Genomic DNA, 22,708 nt, shown 5'->3' with positions numbered 1-22,708 from the left:
AGAATTGTGAAGCAATGGAGGAAGAGATGAAAACAATGACAAAGAGAACAGCGGTTGCAGCTCTTGCGGGCGTAGTGGCAGCAGGAATGCTTACCGGCTGTGGTGAGAAAAAATTAGATGGAAGCCAGACAGTTGTTACAGTAGATGGTACAGAGGTTCCTCTTGGAATACTGAGTCTTTCTGTGAGAGAAGGTCAGGCGCAGACAGAGGCTATGTATAAGAGCTTTATGGGCGGCTCTGATTATTCTATCTGGAGTATGGATGCAGAGGACGGCAAGACCTATGGTGAGCAGGCTGTAGAGCAGTGTCTGGAAGATATAGAGCTGATGTACATCATGAAAGAAAAAGCTGCTGATTATGATGTGGAAATTACGGAAGATGACGAGCAGAAGATTGCTGATGCAGCAGCTGCATTTATGGAAGCCAACAGTGATGAGACGATTCAGGAGCTTGCAGTTACAGAAGATCAGGTTAAGACATACCTGGAACTTCAGACATACAAGAACAGAATCCATGATCCGATCATTGCAGATGTAGATAAGGATGTTTCTGATGAGGAAGCACAGCAGTCCTCCTTTGATTATGTAAGCATCAGCACAGCAGATCTCAGTGATGATGAGATTGAGCAGAAAAAAGAAGATGCACAGACAATCCTTGATGATCTGAGTGCAGATCCGGAAGCAGATTTCAGTGAAATCGTCAAATCTGTAGATGATTCTTATTCTGTTTTAAGTGGTTCATTTGATGCAAATGAAGATGCTGCAGAGGAAGACTCTGATGAGGAATCTGACAGCAGTTCTGCAAGTACATATCCGGATGAGGTTATGGAAGTGCTCAGAACTCTGAAAGATGGAGAAGTCGGACCGGATGTCATTGAAACAGACTCTGCTTACTATGTAGTGAAACTGGATAAAGTAAATGACGAAGAAGCTACAGAAACAAAGAAAGAATCCATCATTTCTACAAGAGAGAGCAATCTTTACACAGAGACAACAGATAAATGGCTGGCTGATGCTGACATTACGGTAGAGAAGAAGGTTCTTAAGACTCTGAAGGTTACAGATAATCACAAATTCTCTTTTGCAACTGCTACACCAGAACCGACAGAAGAGGCTGCTGAAGAAGTAACAGAAGATACAGAGGATGCAGAAGTTACTGAGACACCAGAAGTAACTGAGTCTGCGGATGCAACAGTTACACCGGAAGTGACAGAAGCAGCTGAAGCGACAACAACACCAACTGTCACAGAAGCACCTTCTTACAGCACAGATTCTTCCCTTGAAGTAAAAGACGGTGATACTGTAAATATTGATTATGTAGGTAAGATCGATGGAACTGCTTTTGATGGTGGAAGCACAGATGGCAATGGAACAGACCTTGTGATCGGTTCCGGAACCTATATCGATAACTTTGAGGATCAGCTTGTAGGAGCTCATCCAGGGGATGAAGTAAAAGTAACTGTAACCTTCCCGGATGACTATGCTGCAGAAGAACTGGCAGGAAAAGAAGCAGTATTTGATGTTACTGTAAATGGAATTTACGAATAAAAAATAACATAAAAAAGGATGACAGATTTGTTTCTGCCATCCTTTTTTGTAGTCTGTGATTAAAATTCTTCTGTATCAGATGCAGTGGTTTCGCCGCTTCCACTGGAAACATGGATCCCATTGATCTCAACATCGCCCTCCATCGGAATGACGATGCATTTGCGTCCGTCAATGATCTGAGTCTCGATCAGAGCGGCACGGTCCGGGTCAACATGGATCACAACATCCGGTGTTTTGATCTCTGTACGCCGGGTATTGGTGATATTGTTTGCCATGAGAGAGGCGTTCTCTCCGGCGATTGCTTCGTAAGTCTGGTCAAAAGTTTCGAGTTTTTCATCTTCGACACCGCATTCTTCAAAAAGACGCTTTACTTCCGGTTTGGTCAGTACAGCCGGATCCGGGGAATCTTTCTGTGATTCGACCCATTCGTTTAATTTTTCATGAATGTTCATGACGGTATCGTAAGCACAGTCTTCACCGAGGGTTTCCTCAACCAGTGCATTGAAGGAGTCACGCTGTCCTCCGGCAGAAAGCGGAGTAGTGCAGCCAAACATCTCATCTACAAAGGTGCTGCGAAGCTGTTCTGCGTTTTTGGAGTAGTAGAGAAGTCCGTGGATATCCGTACTGCGGTCATTAAATACCGGGAACAGGAATCCAAGATCTGGCATTTCTACGATCCAGTCACGGATGCGGTCCTCGATGTTGTTGGTCTCTGCGTTGTAGCACAGACCGGCTTTGGAAAGGTTGACCGGACAGATGCTGCAGAGGATATGGTCGTAGATTTCATCTGATGCATCGAACATTTCCTGCCCGTCAGAAGACTTTCCGGGAATATCATAAACCGCGTGAATCAGGATAATGTAGTAATTCTCGCCATAATCATAGTTTTCAATAATTTTATCGTAGAACTCCTCAAGGATGGTATTGTCCTGCAGTTTGCTTCCACGGAGTTTCATGAGAAATTCCTGTGTGCCGCCTTCTTTTTCCTGTTCAAGCGGAAACTCCATGTTGATCAGGTTTTTGCCGATCGTTCCGGATAAAGTTTTTTTGAAGATTTCAAAATACTTGAACATTTCTTCTTCAGAAAGAGAAAGAAATGCTTCTTTCAATTCTGTTTTTTTATTTTTTTCTCCGTCCACATAGCAGCCGCAGATTCGTGTGATCGCGCAGTTGTTCGGAGAAAACTGTTTTTTGATTTCTGAGATTTCTTTTTTGTTCATTATGTATGACTCCTGTTTACAGAATTTCTGTACGGAAAGCTTCTGCAATTCCGCTCAGGTTGTAACGTTCAGCAAGATCCTGAATGCCCATCATGATCTCTTCGCGGCTGAAGTCATTGGCTTCCAGAAACTCATCGTTTTTTCCATTGAGGTGGTAATAAAACAGAAGGCCGATTTCGAGATTCTGGCGGTCTCCGTCACAGGTCATCTCATATAACTGGTTTTCTGCTTCATCAATTTTGCCGTTGTCTGCCAGGTTTGTGAGGTCTGTAAGAGTCTGCCGCGCGTCAGTATCTTCGATAACTTCCGGGGTCAGTTCCGTTGCACTTACCTGGAATAACATTTTCATGACAGCATGTACCATTTCGCGTATCTGACGCAGTATATAATCATCCTGAAGCATTTGTATATCTCCCTTCCGGATTCATGATCCTATGTGTAAATTTGTAAATATGTACCTACCTAGAGTACCACAAAAAAAGAGTTTCTTCCAGAAGAAAAATTTATGGTATTTCATCGACTGATAAAGTGAAAAACAACAAAGTATATCAGACAAATTAAATTGACGGGATGGCAGAGATTCAGTAAAATAAAGAAAGATATACAGAAGCTTTGTGAGTATAAGATATACAAAAAGAAACGTTAAAATAAAAGGACAAATCTATGAGTACAATTTTTGATGTAGCGAAAGCGGCCGGTGTTTCCAAGTCGACGGTCTCCAGAGTTCTGAATGGAGAGAGTGGAGTAAAGGAAGCCACACGTGAAGCCGTAGAAAGAGCGATACGTGATCTTAAATATACACCGAGTTATCTGGCACAGGGAATCCGTACAGGCAAGACAAAAACGATTGCTATGGTCGTGCCGGAATATACAAATATCTTTTACAATGAACTGTTCAGAGGAGTAGAGGATATTGCATTAAAATACGGATATATGGTGTTTGTCTGCAATACTGAGAGAAGTCGGCGTTCCGAAATTGAATATACCGAAGAGATCCTGAAGAGAAATGTAGATGGGATCATTTATAATACATATTCCAACAGTGAGGAAATGTTAAATTACCTGAGGAAACTTTCACAGAAACTGCCTGTAGTTTATACCAATCATCTGTTTCAGGAGGATGAACCGGTTTCTTATGTTTATACAGATGGATTTGAAAGCAATCGTGAAGCTGTGCATTATCTTTATGAAAAAGGACGTACAACGATCGGCTATATCAGGAATACAACAGACATCAGTGTCATAGAGGATCGTTATGAAGGGTATCTGCAGGGATTGAGAGACTGTGGACTTCCATTCCGTGAAGAATATATTTATCAGGCCAGACAGAGCAGTGAGCCGGATTATATTGCACTTGGAGCTGATGCAGCGAAATATTATGAGGGACTGGATGAAACTCCTAAGGCAGTGATCGCTGCAATCGATGCACTTGCAATTGGATGTGTGCAGCAGTTTCAAAAAGATGGGATCCAGATACCGGAGCAGGTGAATGTAATTGGATTTGATAATATTTCACTCAGTTCGCTGATTCAGCCGCCGCTGACGACGATCAGTCAGCCGATCAGACTGATCGGACAGAAGGCAGCTGAGATCATTATTGCGAAACTGGATGGCAAGGAAATAGAGGACAAAGTCGTATTTCCGGGAAATCTTATTTTCCGTGAGACGACAGATCGTTGATCTGTTCAGAAATCCAGCGGCAGATATGCTTTACTGATTTTTCTGCAAGTTCATGCTGTCGATGCGTGATCTGCATTTTGGTGATAACCGGAATATATGCATAATTAAAGTGATTTTCAATAAAACCATGAAGAGCTTCCCGTACATAATAAAATGTTACGGGAACTTTTGCTTTACGTAAAAGAAGTCCGTATTGTTTGCCGCCTTCATTCAGATTATCCCGACCGCACAGCAAAATGAAAGTACGTGGCATATCCGTAAAGGTCTCAGCAGGGAAAAGAACCGGAGAGATCAGGACATTTCTGAGTTCTTCAGGTGTGGCTGTATAGTAGTGTGCAAAAGTATCCATCAATTTGCCGGAAACGGAGTTTTTGATTGGCTTTCGCTCGGCAGAACTGCGATATGGATCCATATACGGATAATCCAGAATCTGCATACATGGAGTAAAGTCTGTTCCGTTTTTGGCCATATAAGTGACCCCGGCAGCCAGGTTTGCACCGGCACTGTGTCCCCAGAGAATGATCTTATCCGGCTGAGCGTTTAGTTCTTTTATAGAAAGTGCATGGAGAATGCAGTCATAGACATCTTCCAGACCTGTTGGAAATGGAAATTCCGGTGTAAGACTGTAATCACATGCAACTACCGGAATGCCCAGGGTCTGATGGAGCGTATGGCAGAAATCGTCGTCATCAGCAGCTGTATTGTACATGAAGCCACCGCCATGAACTTCTACGATAAGATATCCGGGGTGAAGATTCCGGGTATTATAAATAAGTGCATGCATGGAACCGTTTCTTGTCGGAACGGTTATTTTTTCTCCGTATAAATGCGGACGGCAGGCCCGTTTTTGCATACGGGCCTGCTCTCTTTTGATAACTTCTTCAGTATGAAACTGTTTTTTCAAAATAGATTCTCCTTATCAGTCATTTGTGTGTTTCCAAGGGATAGAAACTGTTTTTCCGGAAGGAATCTGATATGGTCTGCCATCGATCATAAGCCATACATCAATACAGGTTGGATTAAAAATGTAATCTCCGGTAGAAGAATATACAAGATTTCTGACTGCAAGCATGTACTGACAGATTTCTATGTTTGAGGCATACCAGATATCCTCTTTATTTCCGAGTTTTGCAAAGAAGTTCTCAATTCCTTCCCAGTCATGGTAAGCATCTAACTGGTAAGCATGCCCCCATACATAAAAGAGAGAAGGTGAAAGATATTCTTCCTCTGCATTTTTCTCCAGAAATTTCTCTGCAAGTTCCATACGGTTGTCTGCACAGTAGTGACACGTAGGATGCCATGTGAGAAAGTTCTCAGGCAAACGGAAATCATCAGTAGTAATGACTGTTCGGGAGTAAAGTATTCCACAGATTCGTGCCGTTTCCAGAACGGAATCATTATAGGTTCCAAACGGATATGACATACCCTGGACAGGATGTCCGGCAAGTGTTTCCAGATCTCGCTTATTTTCTGATATTTCCCAGGCCGCCATGGAAGAGGGAACAGTAGTCAGATCGGGATGTGTCATTGTATGAACTGCAATTTCAAATCCGTCATAGACTTCCTGTATTTCATCCTTCCTGAACTTGTAATGGCTGGCATCGATACCCGGCTGTATCAGCCAGTCACGATCACCCATCAGCCCGGAGTTTAAATGAAAAGTTCCCCTGATTCCGTATTTTCGCATCAGTTCCGTAAGACGTCTGTCCTGTGTGACTCCATCATCTGAACTTAATGTAAAAGCTTTTTTTCGTCCGCCTGGAAAAAGCGGAATGTCCTGTCTTAATCTCAACATATTTACCGCCGCCTGTTTGAGTATAATCTGATTTTAATAAACATCTTTCCATTCGTCAATATTGGAAGGATCGAAACGGTATGGAGGTCCTAAGATAATTTCAGAACCACCGTCAGAGCATTCCTGAATAGTGTATGGACTGTTCTCCATATCGCCGGCATCAAAAGTATCTCCAACAGCACCGGTGATCGTTCCGTCAACGAGTGCAATAGCGGTGTATGCGGAAAGTTTTCCTACATCTTCCGGGTTCCACAGGAACATATACGGACACGGTGAGCTGTCGTCATCGCCAATATATGCAGACATTTCGGAAGGAAGTCCAAGACCGGTCAGTTTAACAGGAGATTCGCTGTCCTGAATAACTTTGGCTGCTGCGTTGATACCAACAGTAGTAGGTGAACAGATGACTTTCAGATCCGGATATTTGGAAAGAAGAGCCTGTGTCTGGTCTGTAGATTTCTGTGGTTCATCATCACCGTAGGCAACTTCAACAAGATCCAGATCTTTGTATTTATCTTCTTCCATAACGGATTTCATTGCATCGATCCAGGAGTTCTGGTTTGCAGACTGGCTGCTTGCAGAAAGAATTGCGAATTCACCGGAGCCACCGGAGATATCATATACAGCATCAGCAAGAGCCTGACCGATCTCTGCAACACCTGCCTGGTTTACAAAAGTCTGACGTGCTTCCGGAACAACGTTGGAATCCAGAGATAATACTTTAATTCCTTCATCCATAGCATCCTGAAGGCAGGCTGTTAATGCATTTACGTCATTACTTGCGATGGCGATGGCATCAACTTCCTGAGAGATCAGAGACTGAATCAGAGGAATCTGAGCATCAGCAGTTGCTTTTTCTGGTGATTTGATGATGCATTCGCCTCCCGCTGCTTCGATGACCTGTCTGAAACCGTCAGCTTCTTTTTCTGCATATGGGTTTCCGGAGTTACGGATTACGATTGCAAATCTTTTTCCGGAAAGATCGCCCTCGGAGTCTGCATGAACAATGAGAGCAGTGCCGCTTACAACTGTAGTTGCCATAGCAGCGGTGAGAAGGATAGAGAGTAATTTTTTCTTCATAAAAGTTCTCCTTTCTTAAAAATGGGAACATTCCCAAAAAATCATAAAAAAATATTTCCATGTTTAAATTGGAATGGTAAATCAGAAAATATTTTTATGGGAACATTCCCAAAAACATCTTAATTCATTTATACACTTGTTTACAGAAAAAAGCAAGTAGAATTTCATGAAAAATGAAAATTCGTACAAAAATGATAAAAATAAAATTACTATTTTGTATATAATTAACATAACAGGATTTAGGAAAAATATATCGAAGAACAGTCGGAGGAATGTACTTTTTTAGTCGTTGTTGTGAATATTAAACTTTACGGGGAAATTGTAGAATGTTATAATAAGAATATTAAATTGCGTGAAGAGATAAGTAAAACTAGCAAGGGCAGGGAAGTGTCTGCCTAAGGGAAGGATATATAGAATGAATAAAGATACTGCAATGACAAAGCAGGAATCAGAAGTGATGATCGAACAATTAAAAAAAGTATTTGAAGTTGTTCGGGTGCTGGATGCGGAGACACTGGAGACAGGAGACCTGAAAACAGATGCAGATGGATTTCCGTGTAAATGTTATTCGTTCTGGAAGAGAGGGACGCGTTGTAAAAACTGTACTTCCAGAGAGGCATTACAGAAAAAAGACGAGCTGCTGAAGCTGGAATACCTGAACTCCAATATCTATCAGGTAATATCGAAGTATATAGAGATTGACGGAAAACCGTATGTCATGGAACTGATCAATGCGATGAATTCCGATGCGATCATGGACGATGACGGACGGACAGAACTGATCAAACAGCTTTCTGGTTATAACAGAGAATTATATACAGATGCGCTTACAGGAATCTATAATCGTCGTTATTATGAAGAGCGAATCAAAAATTCTGATATGTCTGCCGGTGTGGCAATGATCGATCTGGATGACTTCAAAATTTATAATGATACTTTTGGACATGATGCCGGTGATCTGGCACTTACTACGGTTGTCGGGATTATCAAGGATGATATCCGCCGTACGGATATGCTGATCCGAATGGGTGGAGATGAGTTTCTGCTGGTAATGCCTGATATTACAGATCAGACTTTTTCGGACAAACTCAAACAGATTCAGGAAAAGATTCACGAAACAAAAGTTCCGGGATATTCACAACTTCGTCTTTCTGTAAGTATCGGTGGTGTGCTGGCTGGACCTGGCAGCACTGTAGAGAAAGCAATACGCAAGGCTGACCAGTTTATGTACCAGGCAAAAACATGCAAAAATATGGTTGTGACAGAGCATGACGAAGAAGCAAATGGAAAATCTTCAAATGGAGAAAATTCCAAAACATATAAATACAGAATTCTGATCGTAGATGATTCAGAAATGAACCGTGAGATTCTGTCGGAGATCCTCAGCGAAGAATACGATATTGTGGAGGCTGAGAGCGGAGAAGCCTGCATAGATATGCTGAGACGCTACGAGACCGGAATTTCACTGGTATTGCTTGATATCGTCATGCCGGGAATGGATGGTTTTGGTGTTCTGAATTATATGAATCGACATCATTATCTGGAAGATATTCCGGTTATTATGATTTCAAGTGAGGATTCTACAGAGATTGTCAGGCGTGCATATGAAATGGGTGTTTCAGATTACATCAACCGCCCGTTTGATGCAGGCGTTGTACATCGCAGGGTTTATAATACGATCAAGCTTTATGCGAAGCAGAGACGTCTGATCACGCTGATCACAAACCAGGTATACGAAAAAGAAAGAAATAACCGTATGATGGTTGGAATTCTCAGTCAGATCGTAGAATTCCGTAATGGAGAGAGTGGAAGTCATACACTGAATATCAATGTGCTTACGGGAATGCTGCTGGAGAGTCTGGTTCAGCGGACGGACAAATACAATATCACCTGGTCTGAACGCCTGCTGATCTCTACCGCATCTGCATTGCATGATATTGGTAAGATTGGTATTGATGATAAGATCCTGAACAAACCAGGCAGACTGACTGATGAAGAATTCAAGATCATGCAGGATCATACGATCATTGGTGCGTCTATTATCGAAAACATGGAAGGCTATCAGGATGAGGAACTGATGAAAGTTGCATATCAGATCTGCAGATGGCATCATGAGCGATATGATGGCAAAGGCTATCCGGATGGACTGAAAGGCGATGACATTCCGATTTCGGCACAGGTGGTATCTCTGGCGGATGTATATGATGCGCTTGTCAGTGAACGTGTATACAAAAAAGCATATTCCCATGAAAAGGCGATTGAGATGATCCTGAATGGTGAATGTGGTACCTTTAATCCTGTTCTTCTGGATTGTCTGCTTGATATTCAGGACAGAATCAAACGAAAAGTAAAGGGCAGCACACCTGAGGGAAATCCGCTTCTTAAGAGAGAAAAGGGAGCAGATCTCAAAGCGTTTGAGCATGCAAAAGAAGATTTCATGGATTCAGTTTCCAAAAATATGGAAAAAGAATACTCAGCTCTTGGAAATGATGAAAATTCCGGTTTTTCCAGGGGGGGGGCAATCCCAAAATTCTGATGAATGAAATACAAAAGAATTTTTTTGATTAGAGGAGAAGAAAAATATGACAGTCAGAGAATGCTATGAAGAATTAGGTTCCGATTTTGACAAAGTACTGAGCAGACTGGTAAGTGAAGCTCTGGTAAAGAAATTTGCACTTAAATTTCTGAATGATCCAAGCTTTGGCCAGCTGAAGACTTCAATTGAAGCAAAAGATGCAGAAACCGCATTTCGTGCGGCACATACACTAAAAGGAATCTGCCTGAATCTGGGATTTGACAACCTTTTTGCACCAAGTCAGGAACTTACCGAAAAACTTCGTGGAGCAGACAGTGTAGATGGTACAGATGAGCTGCTTGCAACTGTAGAAAAAGAGTACAACAGAACCTGTGATGCACTCCGCAAGGTCGATTAATAAGAGCAAAAAATAATATATAAAACAGAAGCTCCCTGTAGCCTGTCATCATCAGACAGCCTACAGGGAGTTTTGTAATTGGAGAAAGCCTTTAAAAAACTGAGAAATTGAGGGAAATCTGATGGAACTGTTTTTAAGATTTTACAGTAAATCTTGTTTTGTATTCAGAAGGACTTACTCCCTCATATTTCCGAAAAATAGAAGAGAAATAAGTGGCATCTTTATATCCTACGGCTTCTGCAATCTCGTAAGTCAGCAGATCTGTGTCCTGCAGCAGTTCCTTGGCTTTGTTGAGGCGTTCTTTGTTGATATATTCGGTCAGTGAGCCGGAAGTTTCTTTTTTGAATGTGCGACTCAGATGAGAGGCTGAAATATGCAGCTCCTGCGCAATGGCATCCAGTGACAGGTTTCCGGCAAGGTTCTGCGAAATATAGCGGATCGTGTTTTCAATGATATAGTTCGGAACAGTGTGTGCGGAAATACTTTTTTCTCTGGTGTATTCCATGATTTCCGTAATTGTGTTTTCCAGCGCAAAAATATCCCGGGACTTTCGAATCTTCTCCAGATAGTTAAGCGGAACTGGTTCCAGTTCTTTTTTTACCAGAACACGGCAGCAGATGTAATAAATCTGTGAGCAGATATTTTTGGCATCCTGAGAATTGGTAAAACTGCTTTTGAATTTGGAGAACATATGGCTGGCGGTGGAGCTGGTCTCTGTGAAATCCCAGCTATTCAAACTGCTTTCAATCTGATAGAGATCCAGAGAGTTTTCAACGGAAAGTTCTGCGGATTCATTCGCGTCATTGCTTTGAAAAACAGAGATATTCTGTTCACTGTAAAAATTGTGAGTCAGTGCCTGGATTGCTTCGGAGACAGCAGTCTGAAAGGTTTCCGGGGACTGATGAAGCAAGCTTATGCCGGTCAGAATTCCGGAAGCACTGAAGGTGCTGACAATGTCTGATATCTCATGACAGTTTTCCAGAATAAAAGCCAGAAGATCCGAAGTATTTTTCTGTTGAAAATAAATATTGATGATCAGGTTATTATAGCGATAACAGTAGGAATTCTGTTTTTCTTCGATGACGATCTTTTTCAGAGCAGAAAGATCCGGATCATCGGCAACTGGTTTGAATGCTGCCACATAGTAGGAATCCATATTAAGACCGAGAGAATGAAGCTTTTCTTTAAGCTGTTCAGTGCAGGGATGATCGGTAAGTTCCTGCATCAGCTGGTCTTTCAGAAAAAATATACCTTCTTTGGCAATGCTTTCCTGCTGTTGCGAGATGATCAGCTGCTTCTGGGCTTCCTGAACTGCCGCAAACAGCTCTTTTTTATTGGTTGGTTTCAGGATAAAAGAAGTAACATGATATTTGATCGCTGTCTGTGCATATTCAAAATCAGCATATCCTGTCAGGATGATAACCCGGGTCTGTGGATGATGCTCATGCACATAACGGGCAACTTCCAGACCGTCGGCTGCCGGCATTTTGATATCGGTGATAACGATATCAACTGGTTCTTTGCGGAGAAATTCAATTGCTTCCATGCCATCGGAGGCACTTCCGACAACCTGGCAGTCGATGGAAGCCCAGTTCATATAGTTGGAAATGCCTTTTCGCATGGTGACTTCATCATCAACTACAAGAAGTTTAAAGATCATGAGATGCCTCCTTTCGTGGAATGTGGAATGAAACGGTTGTGCATTTGTCTGGAATGCTGGTGATCTTTATGTGGGCATCCGGCCCATAAAGCAACTCGAGTCGTTTATCTAAGTTCTTAAGACCAATATGTGTGTGGCTGTCTTTATCAGAGTGTGCGATCTGCTGTATATCTGGAATTGTCTCAAAACCGATTCCATTATCTATGATGCAGATTTCAAGCATATCGTTGTCGCTTTCTATAATCTGGATGATCAGATGTCCCTTGCCTTTTTTGGGCTCCAGTCCGTGTACGATTGCATTCTCAGCCAGTGGCTGGATGGAAAGGCACGGAATCTGACAGGAAAGTACCTGCTCCGGAATCTGAATGTCGCAGGAAATTTTATCTTCAAAACGCATCTGCTGCAGATATACGTACAGACGTACATATTCCATTTCTTTGGAAATGGAAGTAAATGTATGATTGCGTGAAAGTGTGTTCATTTTCAGCATACTTCCAAGAGAAATGACCATTTCATAGATTTCTTCATTATCGATCATCTGGGCTTTCCATGCAATCGTATTGAGCACATTGAACAGGAAATGAGGGTCCATCTGAGACTGAAGAGCACGGATCTCTGCATTCTTTATCAACAATTTCTGCTGATAAATATCTTTGTAATAGGTATCAAGCTGCTGAAGCATCTGGTTAAAGGATTGTGCCCATACATGAAATTCCTGATAAAATCCTTCCGGCGGAAGGGTACTGCGGTTTCCCTGCGAAATTTCATTGATATATGCGATCATTGCGTCTACCGGACGTGTAACGGCACGGGAGATGATAAATGCAGCAATCAGGGCAATAAATGCAATTGCCAGAGTGACCAGCAGATAAGACTTCAGCGTACTGTTGAGATTCTGCAGAAGTACATCACGGGGGGCGGCGACAGCGGAGGTAAGTCCAAGTTGTCCGAGTGGCTGGGATGCCATGAAGTAGTCTCTGTCATTGAACCTCAGTTCTTTAAACAAGATTGAATTGCTTGCAGAAGTCAGTTTCGGATAAAGAGCCTGGAGTTTTTTTCCAGATGTCCCAAGATCAGAGCTGAGAGAAAAATCATCATCAAACAGCATAATGAACCAGGAAGGATCGATCATTTTGGCACAGTATTTGATCCATTTCCGGGCATTGATGTTGATGACGATCATCCCGATGCGGTTTCCGGAATTGCTACTGTACAGGTTACGGGCAAAGTACATATTCTGATCATGAAGCGATGAGGCATAACACATCAGATGTGGATCGGAGGGATCAACGGTATTTTGCAGAAATTCAGACGTATTTGTGATATTCTCCAGGATTCCCGATGTATATGTATGATATACAGCATTATCATTTCCGTAGATATAGATAGAATCTGTAAAATTCTTCTCGGAAAGGGCAGAACTGTTATAGATGTAGGACATCTGCCGTTCTACAGAAAAGGGATAATTGATGCCGGTTCCCGGATTTTCCAGTGCATCCTGAATGATCTCGTTGGACATAAAAAGAGGAATCACAGAATCAATTGTTTCTACCTGATCCTGTATGATATCATTGACCTGATTCAACTCCCGCACGATTGAGTCGCGGGAGGTTTTTCTTAATATAGAAGATGTTTTGATATAATAAAATCCCACAGAAAGTAACAAAACGAAAGCGACGATGATCATGATCGTAACTGTGATAAAAAATCTAAGGGAAGGATATTTCTTTGCGGAGCGTTTGGTCAAGGTACAAAAACCTCCTTTTTTGATAGTCACATTATCCCACATTTAAAATAGTACATCAATCAGATTTGGGGGAATGTCATGTTTTTTAAAGAAGAGGACAAGATTTTTAAACAAAGGAAAAAAAGCACATGGATTGTCAAAAAATCAAAAAAATATGCCGGAATTTCAAAGGAATACCACAAGGTCTTTTATTAAAAAAAGTGTTTGAGTCCGATATAATACAGTCATCAACCAAACAAAAGGGAGGAACATCATGAAACGTAAAATAATCTCTAAACTTCTGGCAGTGGCACTGATCGGAACAATGTGCACAGGAATGGCTACAACTGTAATGGCTGCCGATGATGAAAAAGTAACTTTAAGTGTGATCAATTATCATGTAGGAACTGACTATGCGGCTGAATATTATTCTTATCTGTTCGATGCTTTCCAGCAGACAGAGGAAGGAAAGAACGTGGAATTCAGCTTTGAGGAAATTCCTACCACAGACGCATTCAACCAGAAGATCAAACTTCTGATTTCCAGCGGTGACCTGCCGGACATCGTATTTAATGGTGGAAACAATATCATTGAACTGGCTGCAAAATCAGGTAAAGTGGCTGACCTGACTCCATATTTTGATGCAGATGAAGAGTGGAAATCTCTGTTTGATGAAACTTCACTGGATTTTAATACTGTTGATGGCAAGATCTACGGCGTACCGGTTTCCAAAGAAGTTTCCTATATCTACTACAACAAAGAACTGTTTGAGCAGGCAGGGATCGAAGCACCGGAAGTTGCTTATTCTACATGGGATGAATTCTTTGAAGCATGCGATAAGCTGAAAGAAGCAGGAATCACTCCACTTGGAATGGACAGTGCAGACTCCGGATGGCTGACAAACCTCTGGATGAGTGCTCTTATCGGAACAAACGGTGATGCAGGAAACGAGTGGATGAACACCATGTATCCGACAGACTACAATACACCGGAAGTCATCTCCGCAGCAGAAACTGTACAGAAGATGTTCCAGGAGTACACTACACCGGATGCAGTTGGCGGTAAATATGATCCGATGGCAACACACTTCTTCAACGGCGAAGTTGCAATGTTCCCGAACGGACCATGGATGATCCCGGATTTCTCCGAAACAGAAAAAGCACCGGAAGGTTTCTATGACAAAGTTGGTATCATGCTTCTTCCTGGAAACGGAATGGAAATGGTTCCGACACCTGGAGATATGGTAGGTGCAACCGATCCTGCAAAGATTGAAGCAGCAGTTGCTTTCCTGAAATTTGAGACAACACCGGAAAATCAGATCAAAGCTCTGGAAATGACAGGCTTACAGCCGGTATCTGACAATCTTGAAGTTCCGGACACACTTTCTGAAAGTGATCCTCTGATGGCACAGGCTCTTGAGATTCAGGGTAAAGCGGAAGTGACATATGGACAGAACCAGGCATACTGGTATCAGAATACCATCGATACATTCTCAACAGAGCTTCCGGAACTGGCTTACGGAAACATCACAGCAGAAGAATTCTGTACAAAACTGTCAGAAGCAGCTGCTAAGAACGTAGAATAAAATCTGAATCAAGAATCAGAAATAAAGATTTGAAATAGTGAGAGAGGCCTGTCACCGGCACCTGATACGGCTGTGGTGACAGGCTGTTTTTCTGCAAAATTATGGTTGTGAACAACTGTATAAAAAGTGCAACGGCATATCGAAAACGAGGAGAGGAAGAATGAATACAAAAAATAAAAAGATATGGATTTTTTTATTTACGATTCCCTGCATGATCTTATTTGCACTGGTATATGCAGCACCGATCATCACTGTGTTTTACACATCTCTGTGTGATTACACAGCATTTTCGGCTCCTGCATTCCAGGGGATTAAAAACTTTATTACAATTTTCAGCGACAAAGAGTTTATGACTTCTATCAGAAATACTCTGGTGTGGGTAGTGCTGCAGTCTACGCTGCATGTTGGAGTGGGGCTTACAATGGCACTGGTCCTTCGAAGAAAACCAAAGGGATGGAAGTTTGCAAGAACTGCGTATATGATTCCGAATATCATCCCGACCGCAGCAACAGGGGTGATGTTTACCCTGCTTCTCAATCCGGCATTTGGTATCGTGAAACCATTTCTGGACTTCCTTGGAGTAGACTATGCGATGGTTCCAAACCTGTTTGGAAACTCTCGCTATGCGTTCTGGACTGTGACTGCGACATGGATCTTCTATTCCGGATTTAATACAATTATTTTTCTTGCAGAAATGGGTGCAGTCGATAAACAGATTTACGAAGCAGCAGCAATCGATGGGGCAACTCCGTGGCAGGCAGACCGCTACATCACACTGCCTCTGATGCGAAATGTATGCGGAACCTGTGTTACCCTGGCAAGCGTAGCTATGGTATCACAGTTTGACATTATTTATATGACAACAAAAGGCGGACCAGGAACTTCTACTCTGAATCTTCCAATCTACCTGTACAAAGCAGCCACACTGGAAAATAACTATGGAAAAGCCAATGCAGTCGGTGTGGTACAGATTATTATCGGAATCACGCTGGTTATTTTGATCAAAGGTCTGTTTCGTGAAAAGAAGGAGGCGGCATAATGAAAAAAACAAATAAAGTAAAAAAAGGGGTCGCATCCTTTGGAAAATACTTTTTTATGATCCTGATGATCTTTATCTCACTGGCACCGATCATCTGGGCATTCTTAAGCTCCTTTAAATCTTATGCGGAGATCAACTCCTCTGCATTGTCACTGCCGTCACAATTCAATCTGGATAACTACAAAGCGGCATTACAGTATGCGCCGATTCTGAAATATTTCATGAACAGTGTCATCATCGTAGGAATCAGTGTACTTGTAACAGTGGCGTTGGTTGCAATGTGTGCCTATGTTATTTCCAGATTTAATTTTAAGCTGAAAACACTGATCGTGCTTCTGATCTCTGCGTCTTTGATGCTGCCGGCGCAGGCAATCTCTCAGCCGTTATTTGCAATCTTTCAGAAACTGGGTATTTTTGATACAAAGCTGGGACTGATCATTGTGTATTCTGCAATGGGAATTCCGATGTCTTTCTTTGTCATGGTCAGCTACTACAAAACAATTTCTACGGCACTGGAAGAGTCTGCGTATATCGATGGTGCGACTTTTATTCAGACCTTTACCAGCATTATTCTTCCACTGGCAAAACCGGGACTTGTTACGATTGCCATGATCCAGTTTATCAATATCTGGAATGAATTTTATTTTGCATTGATGCTGACCAGTGGTGACCGTGCACGTACCGTGCCGATCGCACTGAATTATTATATGGGAACTTTTGCCAATAACTATTCTGCACTGTTTGCGGCGGTGGTTATGACGGTATTGCCAACAATTGTTTTATTTATACTTCTGCAGAGACAGGTTATGGAAAGTCTTACTGCAGGAGCGGTGAAAGGATGACATTATGGATATCAACAAAAAAGCAATCTATCCGGTAGAAGCATGGAACATCACAGAGACGGAATTTTCCATGACGACAAATTATCGGAATGAAACAACATTTGCATTGTCTAATGGATATATTGGAACCCGTGGAACCTTTGAAGAGGGCTATGATTTTTCTGTTGACGAAGGACTGGAAGGGAACTTTATCAACGGATTTTATGAGAGTGTAGATATTCCATATGGTGAGTGGAATTATGGATTTCCGACCAGAAGCCAGTCACTTCTGAATCTGCCGGATCTTAAGAAAACGGAGATTTATGTAGACGGGGAACTCTTTGATATGCGAACCGGCAAAGTAGAAGACTACAGCCGTGTGCTCCATATGAAAGATGGTTATGTGGAAAGAAAACTAATCTGGATTTCTCCAAGTGGAAAGAAAGTGCAGTTTGTAATGAAGCGTTTTGTTTCGTTTGTACATAAGAACCGGATGTATCAGCAGATTCAGGTTACACCGCTGAATTTCTCCGGTGAGATCAAAATCCGTTCTATCCTGACCGGAAATGTGGAAAACCATACAAGGAAAACGAATCCGCTGATCGGATATGGACCATTTGGAAGTCGTCTGCATGTCAATAAGCTTATGGCAGATGATGGGGTGCTGTATTACGAAGGCAATACCCTGGGCAGCGGCATGACCATGGCATGTGCAAGTTGTTATCAGATTACCGGAACTGGTGATGGAGAGATCGTTACTGTTTTTGGAACCGATGATGAAGAGATCAGTGCGGCCTGTGAAAGTACTCTGGAAGTTGCAGAAAATACAACGATCACCTGTGACAAATTTATTGTTTATACATCCAGTCAGGATATGGATGCAGACAGCCTGGAAGCTTTTGCAAGGAAAGAACTGTCGGAAGCAGCAGAAGATGGATGGAAGAAAGAACTCCTTGCACATCAGGAAAAAACACATGAATTCTGGAATATTTCTGATGTAGAAATTTATGATGACGAAGCTCTGCAGCAGGGTATTCGTTTCAATCTGTTCCATATCATGCAGTCTGCCGGGCGAGACGGATATACGGGAATGGGGGCAAAAGGTCTTTCCGGAGAAGGCTACGAAGGACATTATTTCTGGGATACAGAGATGTATGTGCTGCCTGTATTTATTTACACGGCGCCGGAGCTTGCAAAGAAACTTCTGGAATATCGTTTCCGCACATTAGGACCGGCACGTGACCGTGCAAAGGTTCTGGGACATCCGAAAGGGGCACTTTATCCGTGGAGAACGATCAATGGAGAAGAAGCGTCCACTTATTTCCCGCTTGGAACGGCACAGTATCATATCAATGCAGATATCGCCTATGCATTCTGGCTCTATGTCAATGTGACCGGAGATATGGAATTCTTTAAGGATATGGCGGCAGAGGTACTTGTGGAAACTGCAAGAGTCTGGGCAGATGTCGGATATTTTGCAGAATGCAAGGGTGGAAAATACTGCATCTGTGCAGTGACCGGACCAGACGAATACAATGCGATCACGGACAACAACTTCTATACAAACCTTATGGGAAGAGAAAACATCCGTTATGCGCTGAAGTCTCTGGAGATGCTGAAAGAGCAGGGACAGGAGGTATACGAAGCGTTCATCCGCAGAATGGAGATTACAGAAGAAGAGACTGCATACTGGCAGAAGATTGTGGACAATATGTACTTCCCATATGATGAAAAACGCCAGGTCTATGCACTGGATGACCGTTTCCTGATGCTGAAACCGTGGGAAGATTCCAAAATCCCGCCGGAAAAGAGACATCTGCTTTACGAGAACTATCATCCGTTGTTTGTATACAGACAGAGAATGTGTAAACAGGCAGATGCGATTTTTGCGCTTTATCTGCACAGTAACTTCTTTACACAGGAAGAGCTGAAACGGAACTACGATTTCTATCAGGAAGTGACCCTGCATCATTCTTCTCTTTCGAACTGTGTATTTGGTATGCTGGCTTGCCAGATCGGTAACTATGAGGAGGCGTACGAATATTTTGCACAGTCTGCACGTATGGATCTGGATGATTATCATGATAACTTCTATGCGGGAATCCATGCCGCAAATATGGCAGGAACCTGGCAGGCGATCATAAACGGATTTGCCGGTGTGCGTGTCAATGCAGGAAAACTGGAACTTCATCCGTATGTGCCAGAGAAGTGGAAAGGCATGCAGTTCCATATCCTGTATCGTGGAAGAAAACTGAATATTCAACTGACACATGAAATGACAAGGATTGAACTGGCAGCGGGCGAACCACTGTCACTTGTATTAGGAGACAAAGAAATCCATCTGGAAGAGGGAAAAGCTTATGAAGAAGAAATATAAAGCGATATTTTTTGACTGGGACGGCACCGCCGTTCTCAGCCGCAAAGCACCGGTAGAAGACATTGTAGCGGCGATGCGTCCGCTGTTGGATGAAAAAGTCAATCTGGTCATTGTAAGCGGTACAACGATTGAAAATATAGCCGGAGGAAAACTGGCGGAATATTTTACGGAGGAACAGCTGAACTATCTTTATCTGGGACTTGGCCGTGGAACGTTCAACTACAGATATGAAAATGGACAGGAGTTGGTTTTCTCTGATATGCTTCCGGATGAGAAGCTTCTGGCAGATATTCACAGAATCTGTTTTGACATTCATATGGAACTTCTGGAAAAATATGGATTGAATACGGATATTGTTTTCTCCAGACCGAATTACTGCAAGATTGACCTGATGGTGGCAAACCAGAGAGGCGACAATCTGTTTATGCAGGAGAATGAACTGGATATGCTTAAAGACTGCCTGAAAAAACATGGCGTGGAAAATGGACTGCAGGGACTTCTGGATATTTCTGTGGCGGCAGGAGCGAAATATGGCATTCAGGTAAAACCGACCTGTGATGCCAAATATCTGGAAGTAGGAATTTCCAGCAAAAGTGATAATGTGGATCAGATCCTTGGATACTTACAGGAAAAATATGAAATTTCAGCAGAAGAATGTAGCTTCTGGGGAGATGAGTATGTCGGGATTGAAGAAGGAATCTACGGAAGTGACAGCTTCATGAGAACGGACAAAACAAAATCCGGATACTTCTTTGATGTGTCAGAAGTACCCGGAAAACGCCCGGAAGGAGTCGAGCAGCTGGGGGGCGGCGTAGACCGCTTCCTGGGATTCTTGAAAGAGCAGGTGTGAGGGTATCCTGCGGGAGGTCAAGCGGATATTCGCAATCCGCTTTGCTACTTGCTCATAACCAAATAACTGACGATTACTCATGGGGAAAGTTACTGCATCTGCTTCATGGCTTCATGGAGCAGTGCCAGACTTTCCGGTGAAGGATCTACATACGGAGAATCAATCAGATAATCTTCCAGTGTTTTCAGATTCTTTTCTGTACATGGAACGCCAAGCTCTTCGAGGGTAAGTGGCATATCCATTCCGCGCATGAATTCTTTGAGCTGCTCTTTCTGTTCACTGAGTTTATTGTAATATAACTGCGTGAACAGAGCGACAGCTACGATTTCACCGTGGAGTGCATCTTTGGCCTCCTGTGTAAAGAAGGTACGGACACCGTCATACATCATGTGACCAAGTGCGGACTGGCTGAAACTTTTTGTGATATTGGCGATCACACCGGTAACAGCGATGTTAATGAAAGTGACGTCTTCCAGTGCTTTTGTCACTTTGTGATGTCGGTTGTCTTCGACAGCAGCAGGACCGTATTTTTCGAGAACATCATAAGTATATTCTGCCATTTTGTAGGCAGTAAAAAGATCGAATTTGTTGTCATCGAGTGTCATGACAGGTTTGCCGTTCTGGATCTCGATCTTTTTGGCCATGGCATCGAGGATTCCGGCAGCAGTGTAACGGATCGGACATTTGGCGATGACATCCATATCTACCAGAACGGCATCAATTTCATGTTCGAATCTCCAGCAGGTTTTCTTGGCACCTTCCGGAGTGTACATGACACTCATGGTTGTAAAGGCTGCGCAGGTGGCGATGGAGGTAGGAATATTGACGGTTCCCAGACCGGCTGTCTCCGCGACTGCTTTGGAAAAGTCCATGATCTTGCCGCCGCCGATGCCGACAACTTCATCACAGCCGGCTGCGAGGCATCTGTCCGCATATTCTTTTGCCGCTTCAAAACTGCATACACCTGTGTATATATCTACAACATAATCTACACCAGCTGCTTCCAGACTCGGGAGCAGCTTTTCTTTTACAGCATCAAAAGCTCTTGGTCCCGCAACAAGAAATGCTTTTTTGCTGAATCTTGCAATTTCTTTTCCGCATTCTTCCAGAAGTCCTTTTTCCTGGCGGTAACGTCCTGCTCCGAATTTAATAGCACTGTCCAATACGATCTTTTCCATGATGAGTCATCCTTTCTCTATGTAAAAAATAAGTGTTTTCTTTGGATGACAACATCATAGCAAGTGCAAAATCCTGCCGCAATAAGACCTGTGTTTTTAGAATCAATTACACCCCGAATAACAAAAAAACAGACAAATTTGTCTGCTTTTTTGGAGGGTATAGAAGTAAAATTATTTATCTTTCAAAATTCTCTTTCGGATACTCAGAAGATGATATTCCATCGCATTTCTTGCATCAATTCCTCTGTGTTCTGAAATGGCAAGTGCGATCTCACGATGTTCCGGGACGGTTTCTTTGGGGCGGCGTGTGCCGGAGACGCTGTCGTATAATGCCTGCATCTGATGGATGTACGGAATCAGGTTGTGAACAGCTGTATTGCCACTGCAGTTAGCCACTGCCTGGTGGAATTCCATATCCTTTTTTATGTAGTTTTTGCCGGATTTTACAATGTCATCAAGTTCATCACATAATGTGAAAAGAAGTTCGTGATCTCTGCGGGTAGCATTTTGGGCTGCCAGAGCTGCCGCATTTGGTTCTATCATGATGCGAAGTTCCAGCAGATCTCTTGCCAGTTTCTGCTTATCATAGATCAACGAGAAGCCAAGTGGATCATCGGAGACACCAAGCTTGTGGGAAACAAAAGTTCCGGCGCCTCGCTGAATATCCAGGATATCTCTGTCTGCCAGAAGCCTTTCGGCCAGACGGATGGTGGAGCGGCTGACTTCGAAACGCTGAGCCATCTGGATTTCATTTGGAAGTTTGGCACCAGCTTTGTAGTTTTCCATATGGAGCATGGCAACGATTGCGTCCGCGGTACGCTCCGGAAGAGATTTTTGATTTACAGTATTTATTTCTTTCATATTGAACTTCCTTTCAGTTGAAGTTCTCCTAGCGAAAAACGGTCTGGACCAGTACCATATACAGGACGGTTCCGCCGCCGATACTCAGAAGAGTACTTTTTTTCCATTTGTGGAGCAGTACGATGAAAACAATTGCAATTGCTTCAGGAAGTCCATGTGTACTGCTTGCAGGGACATCTTTTAGACAATAGATAACGAGAAGCCCGATTGCTGCATAGGGGAGGACCGTTCCAAGGTACTTGACGAATTCCGGTGGATTTTTGCCCTCCGGAAAAATAATGAATGGGATAAAACGTGTTGCCATTGTTCCAAGGACAACTGCCGCAATGGTGATGATCGCCTGTGTTGTTGTCATT

Annotated in this window: 19 protein-coding genes; 9 read left to right on the top strand and 10 right to left on the bottom strand. The window is 42.8% G+C overall.

Features of this window, described 5'->3' with window-relative positions; genetic code table 11:
• Positions 1-26: 26 nt before the first annotated feature.
• Positions 27-1,547, top strand: coding sequence for an FKBP-type peptidyl-prolyl cis-trans isomerase (locus tag KQI91_RS12795; RefSeq protein ID WP_253288589.1), 1,521 nt, complete (start codon positions 27-29; stop codon positions 1,545-1,547).
• 59 nt (positions 1,548-1,606) lie between these two features.
• Here KQI91_RS12795 and KQI91_RS12790 read toward each other — a convergent pair whose 3' ends face one another.
• Both KQI91_RS12790 and KQI91_RS12785 read right to left on the bottom strand, forming a co-directional pair.
• Complete coding sequence (locus KQI91_RS12790) at positions 1,607-2,767, bottom strand: DUF4317 domain-containing protein (RefSeq protein WP_216393165.1); 1,161 nt, start codon at positions 2,765-2,767, stop codon at positions 1,607-1,609.
• Positions 2,768-2,783: 16 nt separating this feature from the next.
• Positions 2,784-3,170: a DUF6483 family protein gene (locus KQI91_RS12785; RefSeq protein ID WP_216393164.1), complete on the bottom strand. Its 387-nt coding sequence runs from the start codon at positions 3,168-3,170 to the stop codon at positions 2,784-2,786.
• 260 nt (positions 3,171-3,430) lie between these two features.
• Here KQI91_RS12785 and KQI91_RS12780 point away from each other — a divergent pair, with 260 nt between their 5' ends.
• Positions 3,431-4,447: a LacI family DNA-binding transcriptional regulator gene (locus KQI91_RS12780; RefSeq protein WP_216393163.1), complete on the top strand. Its 1,017-nt coding sequence runs from the start codon at positions 3,431-3,433 to the stop codon at positions 4,445-4,447.
• Here the strand turns inward: KQI91_RS12780 and KQI91_RS12775 are convergent.
• Genes KQI91_RS12775 through KQI91_RS12765 form a run of 3 tightly spaced genes read right to left on the bottom strand, consistent with a single transcriptional unit; the run spans position 4,419 to position 7,322 of the window.
• The gene (locus tag KQI91_RS12775; RefSeq protein ID WP_216393162.1) at positions 4,419-5,351 is read right to left on the bottom strand and encodes an alpha/beta hydrolase fold domain-containing protein; all 933 of its coding nucleotides are present in this window, start codon (positions 5,349-5,351) and stop codon (positions 4,419-4,421) included. The two genes, KQI91_RS12780 and KQI91_RS12775, sit on opposite strands and share 29 nt — an antisense overlap.
• Before the next feature lie 15 nt (positions 5,352-5,366).
• Entirely contained in the window at positions 5,367-6,242 is an 876-nt protein-coding gene (locus tag KQI91_RS12770; protein WP_216393161.1) for a polysaccharide deacetylase family protein, read from the bottom strand.
• 33 nt (positions 6,243-6,275) lie between these two features.
• Positions 6,276-7,322, bottom strand: coding sequence for a substrate-binding domain-containing protein (locus KQI91_RS12765; RefSeq protein WP_216393160.1), 1,047 nt, complete (start codon positions 7,320-7,322; stop codon positions 6,276-6,278).
• A gap of 415 nt (positions 7,323-7,737) precedes the next feature.
• Between KQI91_RS12765 and KQI91_RS12760 the strand changes: the two genes are divergently transcribed.
• Entirely contained in the window at positions 7,738-9,858 is a 2,121-nt protein-coding gene (locus KQI91_RS12760; protein ID WP_216393159.1) for a diguanylate cyclase, read from the top strand.
• A gap of 46 nt (positions 9,859-9,904) precedes the next feature.
• Entirely contained in the window at positions 9,905-10,255 is a 351-nt protein-coding gene (locus tag KQI91_RS12755) for an Hpt domain-containing protein (protein ID WP_216393158.1), read from the top strand.
• A gap of 133 nt (positions 10,256-10,388) precedes the next feature.
• Here the strand turns inward: KQI91_RS12755 and KQI91_RS12750 are convergent, their stop codons facing one another.
• On the bottom strand, positions 10,389-11,915 hold the full coding sequence (locus KQI91_RS12750; RefSeq protein WP_216393157.1) for a response regulator transcription factor: 1,527 nt from the start codon (positions 11,913-11,915) through the stop codon (positions 10,389-10,391).
• Positions 11,905-13,662, bottom strand: coding sequence for a cache domain-containing sensor histidine kinase (locus KQI91_RS12745; RefSeq protein WP_253288588.1), 1,758 nt, complete (start codon positions 13,660-13,662; stop codon positions 11,905-11,907). Before KQI91_RS12745 ends, KQI91_RS12750 begins: the two co-directional genes overlap by 11 nt.
• A 253-nt stretch (positions 13,663-13,915) precedes the next feature.
• Here KQI91_RS12745 and KQI91_RS12740 point away from each other — a divergent pair, with 253 nt between their 5' ends.
• The 5 genes from KQI91_RS12740 to KQI91_RS12720 all read left to right on the top strand — a co-directional run bounded on the left by KQI91_RS12740 (position 13,916) and on the right by KQI91_RS12720 (position 20,313).
• Entirely contained in the window at positions 13,916-15,226 is a 1,311-nt protein-coding gene (locus KQI91_RS12740) for an ABC transporter substrate-binding protein (protein WP_216393155.1), read from the top strand.
• Between the two features lie 160 nt (positions 15,227-15,386).
• The gene (locus tag KQI91_RS12735) at positions 15,387-16,265 is read left to right on the top strand and encodes a carbohydrate ABC transporter permease (protein WP_216393154.1); all 879 of its coding nucleotides are present in this window, start codon (positions 15,387-15,389) and stop codon (positions 16,263-16,265) included.
• On the top strand, positions 16,265-17,107 hold the full coding sequence (locus KQI91_RS12730; protein WP_216393153.1) for a carbohydrate ABC transporter permease: 843 nt from the start codon (positions 16,265-16,267) through the stop codon (positions 17,105-17,107). The genes KQI91_RS12735 and KQI91_RS12730 overlap by 1 nt, the downstream gene beginning before the upstream one ends.
• A gap of 4 nt (positions 17,108-17,111) precedes the next feature.
• The gene (locus KQI91_RS12725) at positions 17,112-19,463 is read left to right on the top strand and encodes a glycoside hydrolase family 65 protein (protein ID WP_216393152.1); all 2,352 of its coding nucleotides are present in this window, start codon (positions 17,112-17,114) and stop codon (positions 19,461-19,463) included.
• The gene (locus tag KQI91_RS12720) at positions 19,447-20,313 is read left to right on the top strand and encodes an HAD family hydrolase (protein ID WP_216393151.1); all 867 of its coding nucleotides are present in this window, start codon (positions 19,447-19,449) and stop codon (positions 20,311-20,313) included. Before KQI91_RS12725 ends, KQI91_RS12720 begins: the two co-directional genes overlap by 17 nt.
• A gap of 89 nt (positions 20,314-20,402) precedes the next feature.
• Here the strand turns inward: KQI91_RS12720 and KQI91_RS12715 are convergent, their stop codons facing one another.
• The 3 genes from KQI91_RS12715 to KQI91_RS12705 form a co-directional block, all read right to left on the bottom strand.
• The gene (locus tag KQI91_RS12715) at positions 20,403-21,491 is read right to left on the bottom strand and encodes an iron-containing alcohol dehydrogenase family protein (RefSeq protein ID WP_216393150.1); all 1,089 of its coding nucleotides are present in this window, start codon (positions 21,489-21,491) and stop codon (positions 20,403-20,405) included.
• Positions 21,492-21,662: 171 nt separating this feature from the next.
• Positions 21,663-22,352, bottom strand: coding sequence for a FadR/GntR family transcriptional regulator (locus tag KQI91_RS12710; RefSeq protein WP_216393149.1), 690 nt, complete (start codon positions 22,350-22,352; stop codon positions 21,663-21,665).
• A gap of 28 nt (positions 22,353-22,380) precedes the next feature.
• Positions 22,381-22,707 carry a branched-chain amino acid transporter permease gene (locus KQI91_RS12705; RefSeq protein WP_305855866.1) on the bottom strand — a complete coding sequence of 109 codons (327 nt, stop codon included), beginning with the start codon at positions 22,705-22,707 and terminating at the stop codon, positions 22,381-22,383.
• Position 22,708: the final 1 nt, after the last annotated feature.

This window comes from Blautia sp. MSJ-19 (assembly GCF_018918125.1).
GTDB lineage: Bacteria > Bacillota > Clostridia > Lachnospirales > Lachnospiraceae > Blautia_A.
The sequence above is the reverse complement of the archived record's forward strand: the minus strand, read 5'-3'. Positions and strand labels throughout refer to the sequence as shown.